The following is an 18,109-nucleotide window of genomic DNA, read 5'->3' as shown; positions in this document are numbered from 1 at the left end:
GTGAAGACGTCGGCGTGCAGGCCGGAGCCCAGGGCGGCGACCAGGAGTGCGGAGCGGATGAACCCGCTCGCCCGGGAGAAGAGCGTCCCCGCGGCCATCACCGCGCTGTTGGCCAGGACCGAGCTTCCGCCGGACTTCTGCTCGGTGGCTGTCACAGTTCTGCCGCTCGCTTCGCTCGCTCTGGCTCCTCGCTCGTCGCGAACGCTCGAGCTCGTTCCTCGCTCGCGCCGCTTCTCACTCGTCGCCTCCTGTCGTACGTGCTCGTTTGGCCTTGATGATGCGCCGGGTGAGACGTACGGCGATCGCCGCGAAGAGTAGCGCGCAGCCGGTCCCGACGAACCACCAGATCACTCCGCTCACCTGCGAGGGGCGGATCGGCACGGTGGCGTGGGCACCCAGCGGGTTGCCCTCGGTGTCGGTGACGACGACCTGGGCGGTGTGGGTGCCGGTGTCGCGCATGCTCGCGGCGAGATTGAAGCTCGCCTTCGAGTTGGCGTCGAGCTGGATCGGCTCGGAGGTGGCGACCCGCAGCGACGAGTCGGTGATCGCGTCCAGCCGCACCGTGACCGGCTGGTCCAGCGCGTTGCTCAGCGTGACCTGGAACTCGCCGCCCTTCATGCTGGAGAGGATGACCTTCGGCGGTACGTTCACCGTGATCGAGGCCAGCTCGGAGTTGATCCGGTCGAGCGCGTTCGCGGCGGCGTCCGTCTCGCCCTTGCGGGCGGAGTAGGCCGTGGTGGTCAGCGCCTCGCCGACGACGTCGGAGGCCACCTCGTCGTTGTGGGTCAGGATGCGCTGCAGCGTGTCGCCGGCGTCGATGAGGTCGTTGGCGGCCCGGATCCGCTCGGTCGAGATCTCTGCCTTCATCTCGCGCCGGGGGTAGCGGAGGTTCTCGGCGGTGACCTCGGTGGCCTTCTGGTCGAAGACGGCCTCGGTCAGCGACGAGGGCGAGATCCAGGCGGCCTTCTGCCACGGAGCGACGAACGACGCCGCCGTCTGCGGGGGGTGCCATTCGTCGGGAACGACCACCACGAGCGGCTTGCCGGAGCCCCGGCGCAGCGCTGCCTCCGAGACGATCCGCTGGCGCACCGAGATCGCGTCGACCGGGTCGTTGGGCCCGGGCCCGCCGGCGGCCGCCCCGGAGGAGGCGACGATCATCTCGTGACCGTCGAGGTCGGCGATCACCGGCGCGGTGCCGCGGAACATCTTGTCGCTGACCAGGTTGACCGCGCCCGGCTCGAGCAGGTTGACCGCGGCGCGGTCGAGGTAGCCGGTCGGTGGCGCGACGGCGGGGGTCGCCTTGATGCCGAGCGCGGCGAGCGAGCTGGTGGTCCGCTCACGCGCGGTCGCCAGCAGGTCGGGGTCGCTGGTGGCGAGAGCGGACAGGTCGGGGTCGGCGTACGGCAGGGCGAGCAGGTTGTGGCCGGCCAACGCGTCCTCGAGGCGGCCCAGCCAGTCCGTCGCCGCCTCCTTCGCGGCCTCTGCCTCCTCGTCGGTGGCCTCCGCGGCGGTGTCGGTGCTGGACGGGGAGCTCGGCTGCAGTGTCGAAGGAGAAGGGGACGAGCTCCCGCTCTCCTCCGGCTCCTCGCCCTCGTCCGTCGCGGACATGTTGCGGCCCGGGTTTCCCTTGGCCAGGTTGCGTACGGCATCGATCAGCGCCGGGTCGAGGGCCCAGGTCACGCCCGGCATCTCGGCGCCGACCTCGAGCATCCGGGAGAGCCGGCCGCCCGCGCGCAGGTCCCGGGTCCAGCCGGGGAGGTAGTCGACGCTGCCGTCGGCGTCGTAGACCACGCTGCGCCGCAGCGGCATGACCATCGAGACCTTCTCGGCCCTCGCCTTCTTGTTGGGCTGCGTGACCAGCGGAAGGAAGGTACGGGCCCGGCCGTCGGCGGTGCTCGGCGTGGTCGCGCCCAGCGCGTGCACCCCGAACCAGTAGACCCCGGCCTGGGTGATCTCCAGGAGCTTGCGCGGCACCGTCAGCGACCATGAGTAGGTCTCGCCGGGTGCTAGGTCGGGGACGGTGGCGTACGCACCCTCGGTGACGATCCGCTCGCCGACCAACGCGTCCGCGGGCAGCTTCGCCGCCTCGGCCAGCTCCTCGGACGTGGTGATCGGCGTGTCGCCGACGAACGGGTAGATCTTGACCCCACCCCACGTGTCCTCGGTGGTGTTGGTGACCTTGCCGCGCACGGTGATCCGGCCCTTGGTGCGGGGATCGAGGCTGACCGTGTCGAGCTGGTCGATGCTCACCGTCAGCGGGTCGGTCTCCTCCGGCTCCTCCGCGGCCTGGGCGGGCGCGGCCAGAGTGGTCGCGGACATCAGCAGCAGAAGGGGTGCCAGCAGCGCCAGGACGAGTGCGGCGGTGACTCGTCTGGATGGCCCTGAAGGCCTCGCCTGGTGCTGGCGGACTGGCATGGCTTCGAGAATATCTTTCCGGAGGTGCGGTCCTCGTAGACTGCGGCGTTGTGTCCGACAGCCAGCTTCCCCCGATCAGCGTCGCCGATGTTCAGCGATCGGTGACTGCTGAACTGGACCGTATCGCACCGGTGATCGACTCCCTCGGAGAGGCCTTCGCCCGCTCCGGCCACGAGCTGGCGCTCGTCGGCGGACCGGTCCGCGACGCGATGCTCGGCCGTCCCCACAACGACCTCGACTTCACCACCTCGGCCCGCCCGGAGGAGACCGAGAAGATCCTGCGTACATGGGGTGAGGCCCTGTGGGACATGGGCCGCGACTTCGGCACCATCGGCACCCGCAAGGGTCCGTGGCAGGTGGAGGTCACCACCTACCGCTCCGAGGCCTACGACCCGGACTCCCGCAAGCCCGCCGTCGCCTACGGCACATCGTTGGCAGACGACCTCGTACGCCGCGACTTCACCGTCAACGCGATGGCCGTGAGGCTGGGCGGAGCCGACGGGAAGGCCCGCGAGGTCGTCGACCTCTATGGCGGTGTGGTGGATCTGGCGACTCGGGTGCTTCGCACCCCCGGCACCCCCGAAGCCTCCTTCTCGGACGACCCGTTGCGGATGATGCGCGCGGCGCGGTTCGCCGCACAGCTCGGTTTCACGGTCGCGCCCGAGGTCGTCGCGGCGATGACGGACATGGCGTCGCGGATCTCGATCATCTCCGCGGAGCGCGTGCGCGACGAGCTGGTCAAGCTGATCTGTGCGCCCTACCCGCGCCAGGGGCTGCGGCTGCTCGTCGACACGGGGCTCGCCGATCTGGTGCTGCCCGAGCTCGCCGCGCTGCGGATGGAACGCGACGAGCACAACCGTCACAAGGACGTCTACGAGCACACGCTCACCGTGCTCGAGCAGTCGATCGACCAGGAGTCGCGGCTGGGTGGTCAGCCCGACTTCGTGTCGCGGTTCGCCGCGCTGATGCACGACGTCGGCAAGCCGCGCACCCGGAAGTTCCACGACGACGGGACGGTCTCCTTCCACCACCACGACGTCGTCGGCGGCAAGATGACGCGCAAGCGGATGAAGCAGCTGCGCTTCTCCAAGGACGAGATCGAGGCCGTCGCCAAGCTGGTCGACCTGCACCTGCGCTTCCACGGCTACGGCGACGGCGAGTGGACCGACTCGGCGGTGCGTCGCTACGTACGCGACGCCGGCGACCAGCTCGAGCGGCTGCACGTGCTCACCCGTGCCGACTGCACCACCCGCAACCGCCGCAAGGCGGAGCGGCTGGCGCGCACCTACGACGCGCTCGAGGCGCGCATCGAGCGGATCTCCGAGGAGGAGGAGCTGGCCGCGCTGCGGCCCGCGCTCGACGGCAACCAGATCATGGAGCTGCTCGACATTCCTGCCGGTCGCGAGGTCGGGGCTGCGTACAAGTTCCTGATGGAGCTGCGCCTCGACGAAGGGGTCCTCTCCGAGGAAGAGGCCGGCAAGCGCCTCCTCGAGTGGTGGGCCGAGCGCTGATCGGCTTGACCTGGATGGAAACATCTGGGGGATGACCGGCAAACGTTCGATCAGTGACGCGCTGCGCTCGGCGCTGCGCCGGCCTGCGCACGAGGCGCCTCGGGCTCGGCCTGTCGAGCCCGAGAACCAGCACGTACGTGAGCGGGTGCGGCTGCGCCGGCTACCGGGGCGCGAGCCGTTGCTGCCGTCGCTCGGTTGGTTCGGCGGCATCGGCGCGGCGTACCTCTCCGTTCCCCTCAACGGCGCGGTCTCGGTCCTGCGCGTCCACCTGCCGAAGAAGTTCGAGGCTCAGCTCGACCTGCGGGGCTTCGAGCTGTACGCCAACGGCAGGCTGATCCCGGTCGCGACCGCTGGGCAGACGATTGAGCAGAGCTCGGTATCGCCGTCGCAGCCGAACGACGTGAACTCGTTCGAGTACGGCACGCTGCGTACGAAGAAGGAGGTCGGCGCCTGGTGGTCGGTCGAGCTGGCCGAGCCGGTCGAGGCCGACGAGCTGCGGGTCTACAACCGGCGTGATGGTTGGGGGCTGCGGGCGAGGCGGCTGACGGTCGCCGTCGGCGGCCCCGATGGCGGCTTCCACACCGTCTGCTCCGTCGACTCCGACACGATCATCACCCAGACGCTGGCGCTGGTGTCCCGCCTGCTCGGCCGTGAGGTCGGTGTGGAGATGCTGGAGTCGGAAGAGGCCGGCCGGGCCGCGCATGCGGAGGTGCTGACCGGCTTGGCGAAGCTGGCGGAGCAGGGACTGCTCACCGCGGACGCCGAGGAGCAGAGGCTGCTCGTCTCGCTGATCCCCACGCGTCTCTCCGGGGAGGAGGCCTTGACCGACGACGAGTGGGCGCTCGCCGGTCACCTGCTCGCCGCCGAGCGGCTGCGGTTCCCGTCGACAGCGACGTCGATGCCGACCTACCAGCTCGTCCTGCGTTCTACCGCCGAGCTTCGCCGGCTCGAGACCGAGGTCAACCGGGCGGTCGACATCATCGGTGGCGAGCCCGCCGGCCTCACCCGGCACGGCTTCCGCGACCACGGGGTGCTGCGCAAGCGGTCCGCCGGCTATGTCGAGACCATGCTGCACGCGACCACGCTGCTCACCGAGCTGGGGAAGCCGGCGATGATGGCGTACGGCACGCTTCTCGGTGCCGTACGCGAGGGCGACTTCCTGGCACACGACGACGACGTGGACATGCTGATCCCGCTCGACGCCGGCTCTCGCGAGGAGGCCGAGCCGCTGCTGACTGAGCTGAGGGACGAGATCGCCGAGCGTGGCTGGAAGGTCGCCAGGCCCAACAACCAGCTCAACTTCCACATCACCGACCCGGCGACCGGCCTGCACATCGACCTCTTCCCGCTCCTCGTGGACGGCGACTCCACGACGCTCCATATGGAGCAGATGAAGCTGCGCGCGATCGCGACCTCGCTGGTCCTGCCCGCCTCCGAGATCTCGTTCCTGGGGGCGCAGCTGCTCGCGCCGGCCGATCCGGAGGCTTTCCTCGCGGAGCGCTACGGCCCGACCTGGGGTACGCCCAACCCGTTCTACGACTGGCCGTGGAAGCTGTCCGACGCCGAGGACTGAGCGAAGCGTCGGTGGTCGAGCCTGTCGAGACCGCCATACTGACGGTATGGTTCCGGCATGACGACGATCACAGACCTCGAAGCGACCACCACCGTCAACGCCACCCCGGCGCAGGTGTGGGCCGCGATCACCGATCTCCCCCGGATGTCCTCCTGGAGCCCGCAGGTGGTGAAGACGATCGTGCTCGGCCAGGTGAAGGAGGGCACGTGGTTCTTCAACATCAACCACTACGGCTGGAAGCACTGGCCCACCACCGCCCGGGTCGTACGCTTCACCCCCCACTCCGACTTCGCGTTCCGGGTCACCGAGAACACGACGGTGTGGTCCTTCCAGCTCGAGGAGACCGCCGAGGGGACCGTGGTCACCCACCGCCGCGAGACCCCGACCGGCATCTCCGCCCTCTCCCGCTCGCTGACGAAGGTCGCCTTCGGCGGTGAGGAAGGCTTCACCGACGAGCTGCGTACGGGCATGGCCACCACCCTCGCCAAGCTGAAGGCCGACCTCGAGAAGTAGTCCGAACCAGGCCGAGAAGTCACTTCTGCAGGCCGAGACGTCAGCTCTGCAGGCCGAGAAGTCACTTATGCAGGCCGAGTTGGCACCCCCGGTGCCAATTCGGCCTGCAGAGCTGACGCTTCGGCGAGAGCGGGTCAGGCTCGGGCGTCGGAGGTCCAGCGGTAGACGGTGCTCGGGGAGACCCCGAGCTTCTGGGCGACATCGGGGACCGGGGCACCGGCTCGGACGAGCATCCGTGCCGCCTCGGGCGACGACTCGGAGGGCAGGTTGTTGACCAGCTCCTCGAGCTCGTCGGGGAAGATGTCCGGGTAGTCCATCGCCGGCTCGGGGTCGGGGATGTTCTCGGGGAACGGGATCCGGTCCAGCAGTGCGCCGTCGGCCTCCGCCGGCGCGGTCGTGCCGGGCGCGGTCGTTTCGCGGCCGCTGCTGAACTCCGGCGACATCCCGGCGCCCCGGCCAGCGTCGGCGGCGGTGCGGGCGGCCTCGGTCACCCGGCTCGAGACGCGCCGGCGGCTGTCAGGGGTGGCAAGAGCGGAGGCCATCTCGCGGGTCCGGGTCTCGCGCGGCGGGAGCACTTCGCGGGGCAAGTCAGCAGAGATGTCGGCGACCGTGAGGTCGCGGGGCATCTGCTCCACGGTCGCGACACTCTCGACCACCGAGGTGCTGAGCGCCTCGTGCACATCCGGGAGCGTGATCGGCAGCTGGTCGGCCTGGCGGGTGCCCTCGGCGACCGCGGCGAACGCGTCGACCCACTGGGTGATCTGATCACGCATCGCCCCCGGCGCGACCGACCGCAGCGCCACGGTCTCGGCTCGCCAGTAGCGCTTCTGTGCGCGCTCCAGCTTCCGTCGCGAGGAGCGCGTACGCTTCCGCAGCGCCGTGTCACGGGCCCGCCGCCACTCGACCCGGGTGCCGAGGAGCGCGTGCATCCGGGCGCCCATCCGCAGGTCGGACCAGGACCGCTCCATGGCGAGGTGGCGGTCACCGACGAGAGCCAGGTGCCACATCAGCGCGGCCAGCAGCGGCACGATGAACCGGAATGCCGCCGCGGTCACGGCGTGGCCGAGGTGGATCTCGTGCCAGCCGGCGAAGAATCCGGACGCGGCCGAGAGCAGCCAGGTCAGTGACAGCAGCGTCTGTGCGGGCCGGTCCTGCTGGGCCGCCTCGCGGGCCATCAGCGCGACGGTGACAAGCGACAGCTCGAAGACGCCGGCGAAGGCGTACGCATTGATGGCACCCATCGCGAGGACGTCGCGCCCGAAGCCGACCATCGCGACGTACGCCGCTGCCGTCGAGATCAGCGCGACCGAGACGGCCCCGAAGAGAATGAGGCCGCGGCCGTTGCCGGTCGGGGTCGTCCGGGCCTCGACGGTCTCGACCGTCGCGGCCGTGTCGTTGCGGTTGTCGGACATGGTGGGGGACTCCCGGTGAATGAGGTCAGCTGGGGGTTCTCGAGCCCGGGTACTCTATTGGGTGGAACAGGTGTTCGAGTCGCATCTCGGGCCGAGTTTCGGAAAAGATCTGGAGCGACGCGAGATATACGCATGTGAACATCCGGTGAACCGGTATACCGTCCGCCCATGTCAAAGGTCGGGATGCGTCGGGCGGTATTCCGCACGCTGTGGTTGCTGATCGGCCTGGTGGTCGCGATCAGCCTGTTCAAGCTGGCGTTCACCGGCAGCGATGTCGATGCGGACGAGAGCCCGTTGACGCCGACCGGGAAGGCTCCGGCCGAGGAGGTCGTCGCCGAGAAGGGCATGATCGCCAACTCGCTGACGGTCGACGGGACGATCGTGATCGACAAGCCGGTCGCGGTGACGGCACCGGCGAGCGGCGTGCTGGTGCACAGGTATGTCGACTCCGGGGCGGAGGTCAAGAAGGGCGACAAGCTCTTCCAGATCCGCGTGGAAGAGGAGACGGTCACCGGGCCGGAGGAGGCGGACGCCGAGCCGGAGGCAGAACCGGACACCGAGGAGCCGGCAGAGCAGGGCAACCAGCCTGCCGAGGACCCGGAGCCGCCGGCGAAGCCGACGTACCGCTGGTTCACCGTCGTCGCGCCCGCGGCCGGCGTCGTGGGGACGTACGCCACGGACCTGCTGGAGGAGACCGCCGAGGACGCTGTCGTGGTCTCGGTCCGGCGCCAGACCTTCCACGCCGTCGGCGCGATCACACCGCTCGACCGCTACCGGCTCGCCGGCGCCCCCGAGAAGGCGACGGTGGAGATCGAGGGTGGACCCAAGCCGTTCACCTGCACCAACCTCACCGTCGGCGAGGCCGCGACCGAGACCATCGAGGCCGAACCCGAGGGCGGCGAAGAGATGGGCATGCCGGAGGGTGAGAGCGAGTCCGCGGCCGGGTCCAGGATCGCCTGCGTCGTGCCACGGAAGGTCACCGTCTACGACGGCCTGAAGATGACGATGTCGATCAATGCAGGCAAGTCCGACGCAGGCGTCGTCGTCATCCCGGTCACCAGCGTCAAGGGCCTCTTCGGTGACGGCACCGTGTGGCTCCTGGGCGAGGACGGTACGCCGACCGAGCATCCCGTCACCCTCGGCGAGACCGACGGGAAGCAGGTCGAGGTCACCAGCGGGCTGAAGGTGGGCGACCGGGTGCAGCGCTACGTCCCCGGCTCGAAGCCGGAGCCCCGGGGCGAGGAAGAGATGATGTACGGATGAGGGAGGAGCTCCTCCGCCTCGAGGGGGTCGCCCGCACCGTCGAGCTCCCCGACGGCCAGGACCTGCACATCCTGACGAGCGTCGATCTGGAGGTACGCCGCGGCGACCACATCGGCATCATCGGCCGATCGGGCACCGGCAAGTCGACCCTGCTCAACCTGCTCGGGCTGCTCGACCGACCCACGGGCGGGAGCCTGCACTGGGCCGGCAAGGACCTGTCCGCCATCGGCAACCGCGCGGCGGCACGAATAAGAGGCCGCGACATCGGGTTCGTCTTCCAGCAGTTCAACCTGCTGCCGGGGCGTACCGCGATAGAGAACGTGATGGCGCCGCTGCTCTACGCCACCGGTCGCGAGTTCTGGCAACGCCGGCGGATCGCCTCCGAGATGCTCGACCAGGTCGGCCTCGGTGACCGGCTCGACGCGATGCCGCACCACATGTCCGGCGGCGAGCAGCAGCGCATCGCGATCGCCCGCGCCCTGGTGCGACGCCCGTCTGTCGTGCTGGCCGACGAACCCACCGGCGCGCTCGACGTCGAGACCGGGGAGCTGGTGATGAACCTGCTGGACAAGGCGACCTACGACTCCGGCGCCGCGCTCATCACGATCACCCACGATCCCAGCGTCGCCGCGATGGCCCGACGGCACTACCGGCTGGCCGAGGGCGAGCTGCACGTCCTCGACGAGGTAACGGCATGAAGCGGGCTTTCGGCGACGGGTTCTCGGGCTTCGCCGCAGCCACGGTCGAGGCCTGGCAGGAGCTGCGCATCCACCGTCTCCGGGTGCTGCTCTCCCTGATCGGGGTCGCGGTCGCGGTCGCCTCCATCACCGCGACGGTCGCGGTTGCGACCATCGGCGAGCAGGTGCTCGTCGAGCAGTACGAGCGCGAGGGCCGGCCCGCCCGGATCGTCGTCCACGGCTACGACGACCGAACCGGCAACCCCATCCCGTCCGAGCGGATCCGCCCCGCGTTCGAGAAGGTCGTGGAGGACTTCGACATCACGTACGCCTCGATGCGGATCTCCGAATACGAGTTCAAGGCGACGTACGCCGGGCAGCAGATGAACCTCGACCTGGCCGCCGTCGACCCGGACTATGCGGCGATCCACCGGGTGGTCGTACCCGAGGGGCGGTGGCTGACCGAGGCCGATGGTGAGAACCTCTCACCGACCGTGGTGGTCAGCCCGTCGCTGGTGAAGAAGCTCGGCCTGACCGATACCCCGCTGCCGTTCACGATCGACCTGACCGGCAGGGGCACGACCGTGACCGCGACCGTGGTGGGGATCGCCTCGCGCGGCGGCGACTCCCGGCGTGGGCAGGTCTACCTGCACCCGGACGTGCACGAGCGGTGGTTCGGGACGACGGCTCCGGAAGTGTCGTACGAGATGTGGGTGCCGGTCAAGGGTGCCAACCAGCTCGCGGAGGAGATCAGCCGAGCGATGCGGGCGGAGCTGCCTGGACTGAGCGTGAACGCCGGTCGCGAGGACTATCTCGCCTGGGGCGGAGAGGACCCGCTCGGCCCGGTCAAGTGGATCGTCATCGGGATCGCCGGGATCATCCTGCTCCTCGGCGCGCTCAGCCTGCTCAACATCGCGCTGGTGACCATCCAGCAGCGGATCCGCGAGATCGGCATCCGGCGCAGCTTCGGCGCCACCACCGGCCGCGTCTTCTTCTCGGTGATGATGGAGAGCGTGGTCGCGACCTTCGTCGCCGGTGTCGTCGGCGTGATGCTCGCCGTCGCCGCCATCAAGAACCCGTGGGTCGAGAAGTTGGTCCTCCAAGGCATCGACGACGTCCCACCCTTCCCTCTCTCCGCCGCCTTCCTCGGTCTCGCGGTCGCCCTCGCCGTCGGTGCGCTCGCCGGCATCCTCCCGGCGATGATCGCCGCCCGCGTACGGATCATCGACGCGATCCGCTTCTGAGGACGCGACCGGACATGCGACTGCCCCGGGTGCCAGGCACCCGGGGCAGGTCAGCGGCAGAGGGTCACTCGCCTCTGATGAACGCCTCCAGCTGGACGCGACCCTCGGTGTCCTCGATCTGCACCGGCGGGCTCTTCATGAGGTAGGCCGAGGCCGGGATGATCGGGCCGCCGATGCCACGGTCCTTGGCGATCTTGGCGGCACGCACGGCGTCGATGATGATGCCCGCGGAGTTTGGCGAGTCCCAGACCTCGAGCTTGTACTCCAGGTTGAGCGGGACATCACCGAACGCGCGACCCTCGAGCCGGACGTACGCCCACTTGCGGTCGTCGAGCCACTGCACATAGTCCGAGGGACCGATGTGTACGTTGCGATCGTCGATCTTGTCGGCCAGCTCGCCCTTGAGGTTCGAGGTGACGGCCTGGGTCTTGGAGACCTTCTTGGACTCCAGGCGCTCACGCTCGAGCATGTTCTTGAAGTCCATGTTGCCGCCGACGTTGAGCTGGTACGTGCGGTCCAGCGCGACGCCACGATCCTCGAACAGCTTGGCCATGACGCGGTGGGTGATGGTGGCACCGACCTGCGACTTGATGTCGTCACCGACGATCGGGACGCCCGCGGCCTCGAACTTCGCGGCCCACTCGGGGTCGGAGGCGATGAAGACCGGCAGCGCGTTGACGAAGGCGACGTCCGCGTCGATCGCGCACTGCGCGTAGAACTTGTCCGCCTCCTCCGAGCCCACCGGAAGGTAGGAGACGAGGACGTCGACCTCCTTCTCACGGAGCACCGAGACCACGTCCACGGGGTCGAGGCCCGACTCGGAGATGGTCTGCCGGTAGTACTTGCCCAGACCGTCGAGCGTGGGACCACGCTGGACCTCGATGCCCTTGAACGGGACGTCGGCGATCTTGATGGTGTTGTTCTCGGAGGCGTCGATCGCTTCGGAGAGGTCCTTGCCGACCTTCTTGTCGTCGACGTCGAAGGCAGCGACGAACTCGACGTCAGAGACGTGGTAGTCGCCGAACTTGACGTGCATCAGGCCCGGGATGCTGCCCGCCGGGTCGGCGTCCCTGTAGTACTCCACACCCTGGACCAGGGAGCTGGCGCAGTTGCCGACTCCCGCGATTGCTACACGAACCGAACCCATCGGGGCTCCTTCCAATTCTCCTGACCGGCTCACCGGTGAGGAGGTCATTTCTCATCCTCTTGGCTGCTGTGCGCTGCACCCTTGCGTGTTCCGTACTGCGGCGCGGTGCGCGAGACGTCCGCTTCGTCGCGGACGTCATCGTCATTCCCCAGACCCCTGCGTCCCGTTGCCCGCTCGTCGTTCGCAGGCTTGGGGTTGCGCTCGGCATCGATCAGCGAGGAGAGCCATCTGACCTCTCGCTCGACTGACTCGACACCGTGGCGCTGAAGCTCGCGGGCGTAGGAGTCGACCTCTTTCTGGGTCATGGCAAGCTCGCGCTGGACTCGGTCGAGGCGCTCCTGGAGCCGGCTGCGTCGTCCCTCGAGGACTCGCAGCCTGATCTCCATGTCGGTGCGACCGAAGAACGCGAACCTGATGTCGAAGTTGTCGTCCTCCCAAGCCATCGGTCCGACCTCGGACATGAGCTGGGTGAACTCACGCTCGCCGGCAGGCGTCAGCTGGTAGACGATCCGCGGCCGCCGGGTCACCGGCGTCACGGTCTGCGCCTCCTCTTCGATGAGGTGCTTGCGCAGCATCTTCTTCAGGGCGGGGTAGAGCGAGCCGTACGACAGCACCCGACCCCAGCCGAGCATCAGGTTGAGCCGCTTGCGCAGCTCGTAGCCATGCATAGGCGTCTCGTGCAGCAGCCCAAGGACTGCGAGCTCGATCGTCTCTGCGCGACGTGCCATGCGACCTATCGTACCGATATATCCATGACGGCAAATAGAGACCAAAGTCTTGTCTGAATACGCCCGAAATGGCCACTTCGATGCAACCGTCACCGAACTGTTGACGTCGGGTGACTTGGGGCGCGCTGGGCGTGGATGCATGGGCGCTAGCGTCGATTGCGTACGCTGATGGCTGCCGTTCGCCCACCCGTGGATCCACCGCGGGGAACGTCCGGCAAGCGTCGCGTCAGGTTGATGGGATCTCTTCGGGGGGATCCAGCGACGTCGGGGGATTGTCAGTGTCAGCCCGTCCGGTCACGTGCCGGGCAGTCACAGGAGCAGTGCAAACCCGTGAGCGACCCAACCGGCGGCGGCTTTTCGCAAAGGCCCAACCCGCGCAGGCCCAGCCCCCGCAGATCCGATCTCGGTGGGCTCCAAGGACGACCCCGGGGTGGACCGCGCCCTCCGCAGGGTGGTCCGTCCGGCGGTGCCGGTCGTCCACCTGCCCCACGCCGACCGCAGGGCGGCCCCCAAGGTGGCCCCCAGGGCGGTCCCCGAGGTGGGCCCCAAGGTGGGCCTCAGGGTGCTCCGCAGGGCCCGCGTCCCGGCGGCCGCCCGCAGCCCCCGCCCCGAGGCTCGGCCCAGCCGCCGATGCCCCCCGGTGGCGGCCGTCCCGGTCAGCGCCCGCCCTATCCGGGACCTCGCCGTCCCGGTGAGCCCCCGGTCGACCGGCTCGGTCAGCGACCCGCCGGCCCCCGTCCGAACGGCCCCGGCCGTCACGGCAGCCGGCTCGACGGGCTGAAGGACCGGTTCAGCGACCCCGACCGGGACAAGAAGGGCCTGGCGGTCAGGATCGGGAAGGTCGCGGCGATCTTCGCCCTGGTCATGGCGCTGATCGGCAGCGCCGCGGTGATCATCTCCTACAACATGATCTCGGTCCCCAGCGCCAACGAGGCGTTCCAGGCCGAGTCGAGCTTCGTCTACTACGCCGGCGGCAAGAAGGAGGTCGGCCGCTTCCAGGCGGGCGACCAGAACCGTGACGCGCTGAGCGTGGACGAGATGCCGGACCTCGTGAAGGACGCCGCTGTGGCGGCCGAGGACCGCAGCTTCTACGAGAACAACGGCATCGACCTCAAGGGCATCGCCCGCACCCTCTTCTCCAACGCCACCACCGGCAGCCAGGGCGGCGCCTCGACGATCACCCAGCAGTACGTCAAGAACCTCTACCTGACTCAGGAGCGCACCTACTCCCGCAAGGTCAAGGAAGCGGTCATCTCGCTCAAGATCAGCCGGCAGGAGTCCAAGGACGAGATCCTCACCGGCTATCTCAACACCGTCTACTTCGGCCGCGGTGCGTACGGCGTCCAGGCCGCGGCGAAGACCTACTTCCGCAAGTCGGCCAAGGACCTCAACATCAAGGAGGCCGCGGCGCTCACCGCGATCCTCAACAACCCGAACGGGTTCGACCCGGAGAAGTCCGGCAAGGACGCCGGCGGCACCGAGCTGCTGGGTCGCTACCAGTACGTCCTCAAGGGCATGGCCGACCTGAAGGCGCAGGGTAAGGCGCTCAGCGAGTACGACGAGGCCACCCTGGAGAAGTCCAAGGCAGCGCTGCCCAAGTTCCCCAAGCCGCGCGCCGACAGCCGCCTCGGTGGCCAGAAGGGTCACGCGCTCACGCTGGTGAAGACCGAGCTGAAGTCCCTGAAGAACGAGAAGGGCGAGCCCCTCTTCACCGAGGAGGAGATCGACAGCAAGGGTCTGAAGGTCACCACCACGCTCAGCTCGAAGGCCATGAAGACCGCGGAGAACGCCGTCAACGACGTACGTCCCGGTGACAAGAAGTCGGTCAACGAGAAGAACGAGAAGAACGCCCTTCACGTCGGAGCAGCGACCGTCGACGTGAAGACCGGCGCCCTGAAGGGCTTCTACGGCGGCCAGGACTACCTCAAGTCCCAGATCAACTGGGCGGCCAACGGTGGCATGGCGGGCTCGACGATGAAGCCGTTCACCATGGCGGCGGCACTCGACGCCGGCTACTCGTTGAAGGACACCTGGACCGGTGAGGGCGGTATGGAGATCCCCGGCACCGAGCTGGTCGTCCGAAACTCCGGTCAGTCCGACGCGGACCCGACCGGTCACTCGTATGGCGAGTACGTGACCGGGATCAAGGCGATGGAGGAGTCGATCAACACCTCCTTCGTCGAGATGTCGCAGGCGCTGCCCAACAACCACAAGGACGTATGGGAGCAGGCCGTCAAGGCCGGCATCCCCCCGATGGAGCAGTCGGCGAACGACGCACCCGCCGACTACCGCTCGATGCCGGCTTACTCGCCCGACATGGACCCGACCGACTACCTGGTCACCCTGGGCAAGGCGCAGGTCAGCCCGGTCAACATGGCCAACGCGTTCGCGACCATCGCCAACGGCGGCGTACGCAACACCGTGCACGTCGTCTCGAAGGTCGTCGACGCCGAGGGCGAGGTCGTCTACGAGTGGAACCAGCGCGACGGCGAGGAGCGGGCGATGTCCGAGGACGCTGCCGACGACACCTCGTACTCGCTCCAGGAGGTCGTCAAGAACGGCACCGGAAAGTCGGCCGGGGTGATCGCGCAACCTGCTGCCGGCAAGACGGGCACCGCGACCATGGGTTCGGGCGACGAGTCGTACGTCTCCTCGGCCTGGTTCGCCGGCTACACGCCGCAGCTCTCAACCGCCGTGATGTATGTCCGCGGCTCCGGTAACGGCCGGCTGGACGGTTGGCTCGACTCCTACTACGGCGCCAGCTATCCGGCTGAGACCTGGGCGGAGATCATGGGCACCTTGACCGATGACATGGACATCGAGGAGTTCCCCGAGCCCGCTTGGATGGATGGCGAGGCCCCGGAGGACGGCCACGCTCCGTCGCTGACCGCGACGCCGGACCCGACTCCCACGCCGTCGAAGGACTGCTCCAAGAAGGACGAGCGCAAGGGCCTCTGCATCCCGATCGAGGAGCCCGAGGAGAGCGACGAGCCGACTGGCGAGCCGACAGATGGTTGGCCGGGCCAGGACCCGTCGACGCCGGACGAGTCCGAGTCGACCGAGCCCAATCCCACCGAGACCGCCTGCGACTGGTTCGGCGATTGTGAGTCGTCCTCGCCGCCCGCTGATGGCAATAATGGCGGTGGCAACAACCCAGCCACCGAAGAGGGCACTACGCAGTGACTGATGGTCCAGTGACCGCCCCGGCGGCGGAGGATCCGGTCGTCAAGACCGCTTCCACCGCCGTGGGCGGTCCGCTCGGGGGACTCGCACACGGCCGACGGCGCTGGTTCAGCGCCGTCGGCCTGTTGCTGCTTCTGACCGCACTCACCTTCGCGATCGGGATGGTGTCCAAACAGACCTGCTACAACGCCACCTGGACCAACGGCGAGAGCAGATACACCAACTTCTGCTACTCCGACCTGCCCTATCTCTACGTCGACCGCGGTCTGGCCGAGAAGGAATGGCCCTACGCCTCCGATCCTGAGGTCCGGGCGCGCTACCCACAGGTGATGGAGTATCCGGTCGGCATCTCCTACTACGCCTGGGCGACGTCGTACGTCACCGATTGGCTCAGCGACACCCCGGACGAGGACGAGCGCCATCTCGAGGAGACCTCGGGCTTCTGGGACCTGGACGGCATGCACCACGAGATCCGGGTCTTCATGATCGTCAACGTGGTCGGGTTCGCGGTCGCGGCCCTGCTCTCCGTCTGGCTCCTGGCCCGTACGCATCCCCGACGGCCCTGGGACGCGGCCGCGTTCGCGCTCGCTCCCGTGCTGGCGGCGACCGGGGTCATCAACTGGGACATGCTGGCCGTGGTCTTCGTCGCCGGTGCGCTCTGGGCGTGGTCGCGCGACCGGCCGCTGCTGACCGGCATCCTGATCGGGCTCGGCTGCGCGACCAAGCTCTATCCGCTCTTCCTGCTCGGCGGGCTGGTCGTGATCTGCGTCCGGCGCCGCCGCTACTACGACCTGGCGGTCGCGTCCTTGGCGACGATCCTCGCCTGGGTGCTGGCCAACATGCCCGCGATGGCGACCGGGCTGGAGCAGTGGAAGGTCTTCTGGAGCTTCAACTCCGAGCGCGGCCCCGACCTCGGCTCGCTGTGGCTGGTGGCCCAGCAGGCCACCGACGCGACGATCTCGGCCCAGACGGTCAACCTCGTCTCCTGGGCCTTCTTCATCGCCTGGTGCAGCGGCGTACTCATCATCGGTCTGACCGCCCGCGAGACACCGCGGCTGGCGCAGCTCGGCTTCCTGATCGTCGCCGGGTTCCTGCTTGTCAACAAGGTGTATTCACCGCAGTACGTCCTCTGGCTGCTGCCGCTGGCCGTCCTCGCCGTGCCGCGCTGGCGTGACCAGCTCATCTGGCAGGCCGGTGAGCTCTTCTACTTCGTCGCGGTCTGGTGGTATCTCGCGGATCTGCTGGCCAGCGGGGCCGGTGACCAGCCGGCGTACTGGTTCGCGATCCTCGCCCGGGTGGCGGCGGAGGTCTACCTGGTCTCGGTCGTGGTGCGCGAGATCTACGAGCCGTGGCGCGACCCGGTCCGGTGGACCGAGGCGAGAGTGGGTCAGGACTCCAGGACGATCTCGTCGAACGAGGTCGCGGTGTAGCGCACCCGCACCTCGAGCTCCTCGCCGACCTCGGGCACGCGTGCGCCGGAGGGAAGCATGAGCATCGACTCCTGCATGTGCGGCGGCTCGGCGAACCAGAGCGCCTTGCCGTCGAGCGTGTAGGGCGAGCGGGACTGGCCGATGGCGTCGAGGCCGCCCCGGGCGACGGCGACGGCGCGTGAGCGCAGGTGGGTGTCGCCCAGCGGAGCCTCGAGCCCGATCCCGTGGGCGGTGCCACCGGTGGCGACCACCAGGTGGCCGGCGCGCATCGACGTGCGGCCGCGGTAGCCGTAGGAATAGCCACGCTCCAGCGGGTGCACGTCCTCGACGGTCGCGGTCACGTGGAGCGCGTCGCGGTCGCCGAGCCACAGCGCGGTGCCGACCCGTGGGCGGAAGGTGATGTCGCCGTAGGAGGCACGCAGCTGGGCCAGCTCGTTGGCGCTCAGGTGGGAGACCCAGACCGCCTTGGCCTCGGCGCCGACGACGGCGTCCATCTGGGCGCGTACCTCGGCGAGGCTCCCGCCGTCGAGGCCGAAGTGCATGGTGATGCCCTCGAAGCGAGCGTGCTCGCGGGCGATGGTGGCGCTCGGCCACAGGTCGCTCGGCGTCATGCCATGACGGCGCATCGAGGTGACCAGCTCGAGGATCACCCGTGCGTTCGGCTGCCGCTCGAGCAGCAGCGGCAGGTCCTCGGGGCGGCTGATCGTGTGGATCACCCGGTCGGCGATCTCCGGGTTGATCTCGGGGGAGTAGGGACGCCACGGGGTGAGGACGTAGATCGAGCCGCTGAACCTGGTCGCCACCTCCCACACCTCGTTGTAGGTGCCCACCGCGAGCGTTTCGACGCCGGTGCCGAGGCCATTGAGCCACTCGGTCTGGTGGGCGAGCTTGCGCAGGGTGAGGCCGTAGCCGTTGCCCTTCGCGACCGGGACCAGGCCGGGGGTCGCCTCGGCGAAGGTCTGGACGTGCTTGCGCCAACGGTCGGCGTCAACGGTCAGTTTCAGCGGCATCGG

Annotated in this window: 13 protein-coding genes; 8 read left to right on the top strand and 5 right to left on the bottom strand. The window is 68.8% G+C overall.

Annotated elements, in window-relative coordinates; all coding sequences use genetic code 11:
* Positions 1-234: 234 nt before the first annotated feature.
* Positions 235-2,415: a DUF6049 family protein gene (locus ACRDPS_RS07670; RefSeq protein ID WP_431501033.1), complete on the bottom strand. Its 2,181-nt coding sequence runs from the start codon at positions 2,413-2,415 to the stop codon at positions 235-237.
* 74 nt (positions 2,416-2,489) lie between these two features.
* Here ACRDPS_RS07670 and ACRDPS_RS07665 point away from each other — a divergent pair, with 74 nt between their 5' ends.
* From ACRDPS_RS07665 to ACRDPS_RS07655, 3 genes are read left to right on the top strand one after another with little or no spacing between them, the layout of a single operon-like run.
* Positions 2,490-3,926 carry a CCA tRNA nucleotidyltransferase gene (locus ACRDPS_RS07665; protein ID WP_431501034.1) on the top strand — a complete coding sequence of 479 codons (1,437 nt, stop codon included), beginning with the start codon at positions 2,490-2,492 and terminating at the stop codon, positions 3,924-3,926.
* A gap of 31 nt (positions 3,927-3,957) precedes the next feature.
* The gene (locus tag ACRDPS_RS07660) at positions 3,958-5,499 is read left to right on the top strand and encodes a LicD family protein (RefSeq protein WP_431501032.1); all 1,542 of its coding nucleotides are present in this window, start codon (positions 3,958-3,960) and stop codon (positions 5,497-5,499) included.
* 57 nt (positions 5,500-5,556) lie between these two features.
* Entirely contained in the window at positions 5,557-6,012 is a 456-nt protein-coding gene (locus tag ACRDPS_RS07655; protein WP_431501031.1) for an SRPBCC family protein, read from the top strand.
* A gap of 134 nt (positions 6,013-6,146) precedes the next feature.
* Here ACRDPS_RS07655 and ACRDPS_RS07650 read toward each other — a convergent pair whose 3' ends face one another.
* Positions 6,147-7,424 (bottom strand): transposase, encoded by a 1,278-nt coding sequence (locus ACRDPS_RS07650; RefSeq protein ID WP_431501030.1) that lies wholly within the window; start codon positions 7,422-7,424, stop codon positions 6,147-6,149.
* A 168-nt stretch (positions 7,425-7,592) separates the two neighbouring features.
* Here ACRDPS_RS07650 and ACRDPS_RS07645 point away from each other — a divergent pair, with 168 nt between their 5' ends.
* Genes ACRDPS_RS07645 through ACRDPS_RS07635 form a run of 3 tightly spaced genes read left to right on the top strand, consistent with a single transcriptional unit; the run spans position 7,593 to position 10,608 of the window.
* On the top strand, positions 7,593-8,687 hold the full coding sequence (locus ACRDPS_RS07645) for a hypothetical protein (RefSeq protein WP_431501029.1): 1,095 nt from the start codon (positions 7,593-7,595) through the stop codon (positions 8,685-8,687).
* Entirely contained in the window at positions 8,684-9,385 is a 702-nt protein-coding gene (locus ACRDPS_RS07640; protein ID WP_431501028.1) for an ABC transporter ATP-binding protein, read from the top strand. Before ACRDPS_RS07645 ends, ACRDPS_RS07640 begins: the two co-directional genes overlap by 4 nt.
* Positions 9,382-10,608, top strand: coding sequence for an ABC transporter permease (locus tag ACRDPS_RS07635; RefSeq protein ID WP_431501027.1), 1,227 nt, complete (start codon positions 9,382-9,384; stop codon positions 10,606-10,608). Before ACRDPS_RS07640 ends, ACRDPS_RS07635 begins: the two co-directional genes overlap by 4 nt.
* A 64-nt stretch (positions 10,609-10,672) precedes the next feature.
* Here ACRDPS_RS07635 and ACRDPS_RS07630 read toward each other — a convergent pair whose 3' ends face one another.
* Together ACRDPS_RS07630 and ACRDPS_RS07625 are read right to left on the bottom strand one after the other, a co-directional pair.
* The gene (locus ACRDPS_RS07630) at positions 10,673-11,755 is read right to left on the bottom strand and encodes an inositol-3-phosphate synthase (protein ID WP_431501026.1); all 1,083 of its coding nucleotides are present in this window, start codon (positions 11,753-11,755) and stop codon (positions 10,673-10,675) included.
* 44 nt (positions 11,756-11,799) lie between these two features.
* Entirely contained in the window at positions 11,800-12,483 is a 684-nt protein-coding gene (locus ACRDPS_RS07625) for a PadR family transcriptional regulator (protein WP_431501025.1), read from the bottom strand.
* Between the two features lie 630 nt (positions 12,484-13,113).
* Here ACRDPS_RS07625 and ACRDPS_RS07620 point away from each other — a divergent pair.
* Positions 13,114-15,666, top strand: a complete 2,553-nt coding sequence (locus ACRDPS_RS07620; RefSeq protein WP_431501024.1) for a transglycosylase domain-containing protein — start codon at positions 13,114-13,116, stop codon at positions 15,664-15,666.
* Entirely contained in the window at positions 15,663-17,096 is a 1,434-nt protein-coding gene (locus ACRDPS_RS07615; protein WP_431501023.1) for a glycosyltransferase family 87 protein, read from the top strand. Before ACRDPS_RS07620 ends, ACRDPS_RS07615 begins: the two co-directional genes overlap by 4 nt.
* Here ACRDPS_RS07615 and ACRDPS_RS07610 read toward each other — a convergent pair.
* Positions 17,054-18,106: an alanine racemase gene (locus tag ACRDPS_RS07610; protein ID WP_431501022.1), complete on the bottom strand. Its 1,053-nt coding sequence runs from the start codon at positions 18,104-18,106 to the stop codon at positions 17,054-17,056. The two genes, ACRDPS_RS07615 and ACRDPS_RS07610, sit on opposite strands and share 43 nt — an antisense overlap.
* Positions 18,107-18,109: the final 3 nt, after the last annotated feature.

This window comes from Nocardioides sp. (assembly GCF_050699375.1).
Taxonomy (GTDB): domain Bacteria; phylum Actinomycetota; class Actinomycetes; order Propionibacteriales; family Nocardioidaceae; genus Nocardioides.
This window is presented reverse-complemented; position numbering and strand designations above follow the sequence as displayed.

Bases quoted from the DNA above. Each gene is read 5' to 3' on its own strand.
- ACRDPS_RS07630 (WP_431501026.1), bottom strand. From the start codon at position 11,755: ATGGGTTCGGTTCGTGTAGCAATCGCGGGAGTCGGCAACTGCGCCAGC.
- ACRDPS_RS07640 (WP_431501028.1), top strand. From the start codon at position 8,684: ATGAGGGAGGAGCTCCTCCGCCTCGAGGGGGTCGCCCGCACCGTCGAG.
- ACRDPS_RS07635 (WP_431501027.1), top strand. From the start codon at position 9,382: ATGAAGCGGGCTTTCGGCGACGGGTTCTCGGGCTTCGCCGCAGCCACG.
- ACRDPS_RS07650 (WP_431501030.1), bottom strand. From the start codon at position 7,424: ATGTCCGACAACCGCAACGACACGGCCGCGACGGTCGAGACCGTCGAG.
- ACRDPS_RS07620 (WP_431501024.1), top strand. From the start codon at position 13,114: ATGCCCCCCGGTGGCGGCCGTCCCGGTCAGCGCCCGCCCTATCCGGGA.
- ACRDPS_RS07645 (WP_431501029.1), top strand. From the start codon at position 7,593: ATGTCAAAGGTCGGGATGCGTCGGGCGGTATTCCGCACGCTGTGGTTG.
- ACRDPS_RS07655 (WP_431501031.1), top strand. From the start codon at position 5,557: ATGACGACGATCACAGACCTCGAAGCGACCACCACCGTCAACGCCACC.
- ACRDPS_RS07660 (WP_431501032.1), top strand. From the start codon at position 3,958: ATGACCGGCAAACGTTCGATCAGTGACGCGCTGCGCTCGGCGCTGCGC.
- ACRDPS_RS07610 (WP_431501022.1), bottom strand. From the start codon at position 18,106: ATGCCGCTGAAACTGACCGTTGACGCCGACCGTTGGCGCAAGCACGTC.
- ACRDPS_RS07670 (WP_431501033.1), bottom strand. From the start codon at position 2,415: ATGCCAGTCCGCCAGCACCAGGCGAGGCCTTCAGGGCCATCCAGACGA.
- ACRDPS_RS07625 (WP_431501025.1), bottom strand. From the start codon at position 12,483: ATGGCACGTCGCGCAGAGACGATCGAGCTCGCAGTCCTTGGGCTGCTG.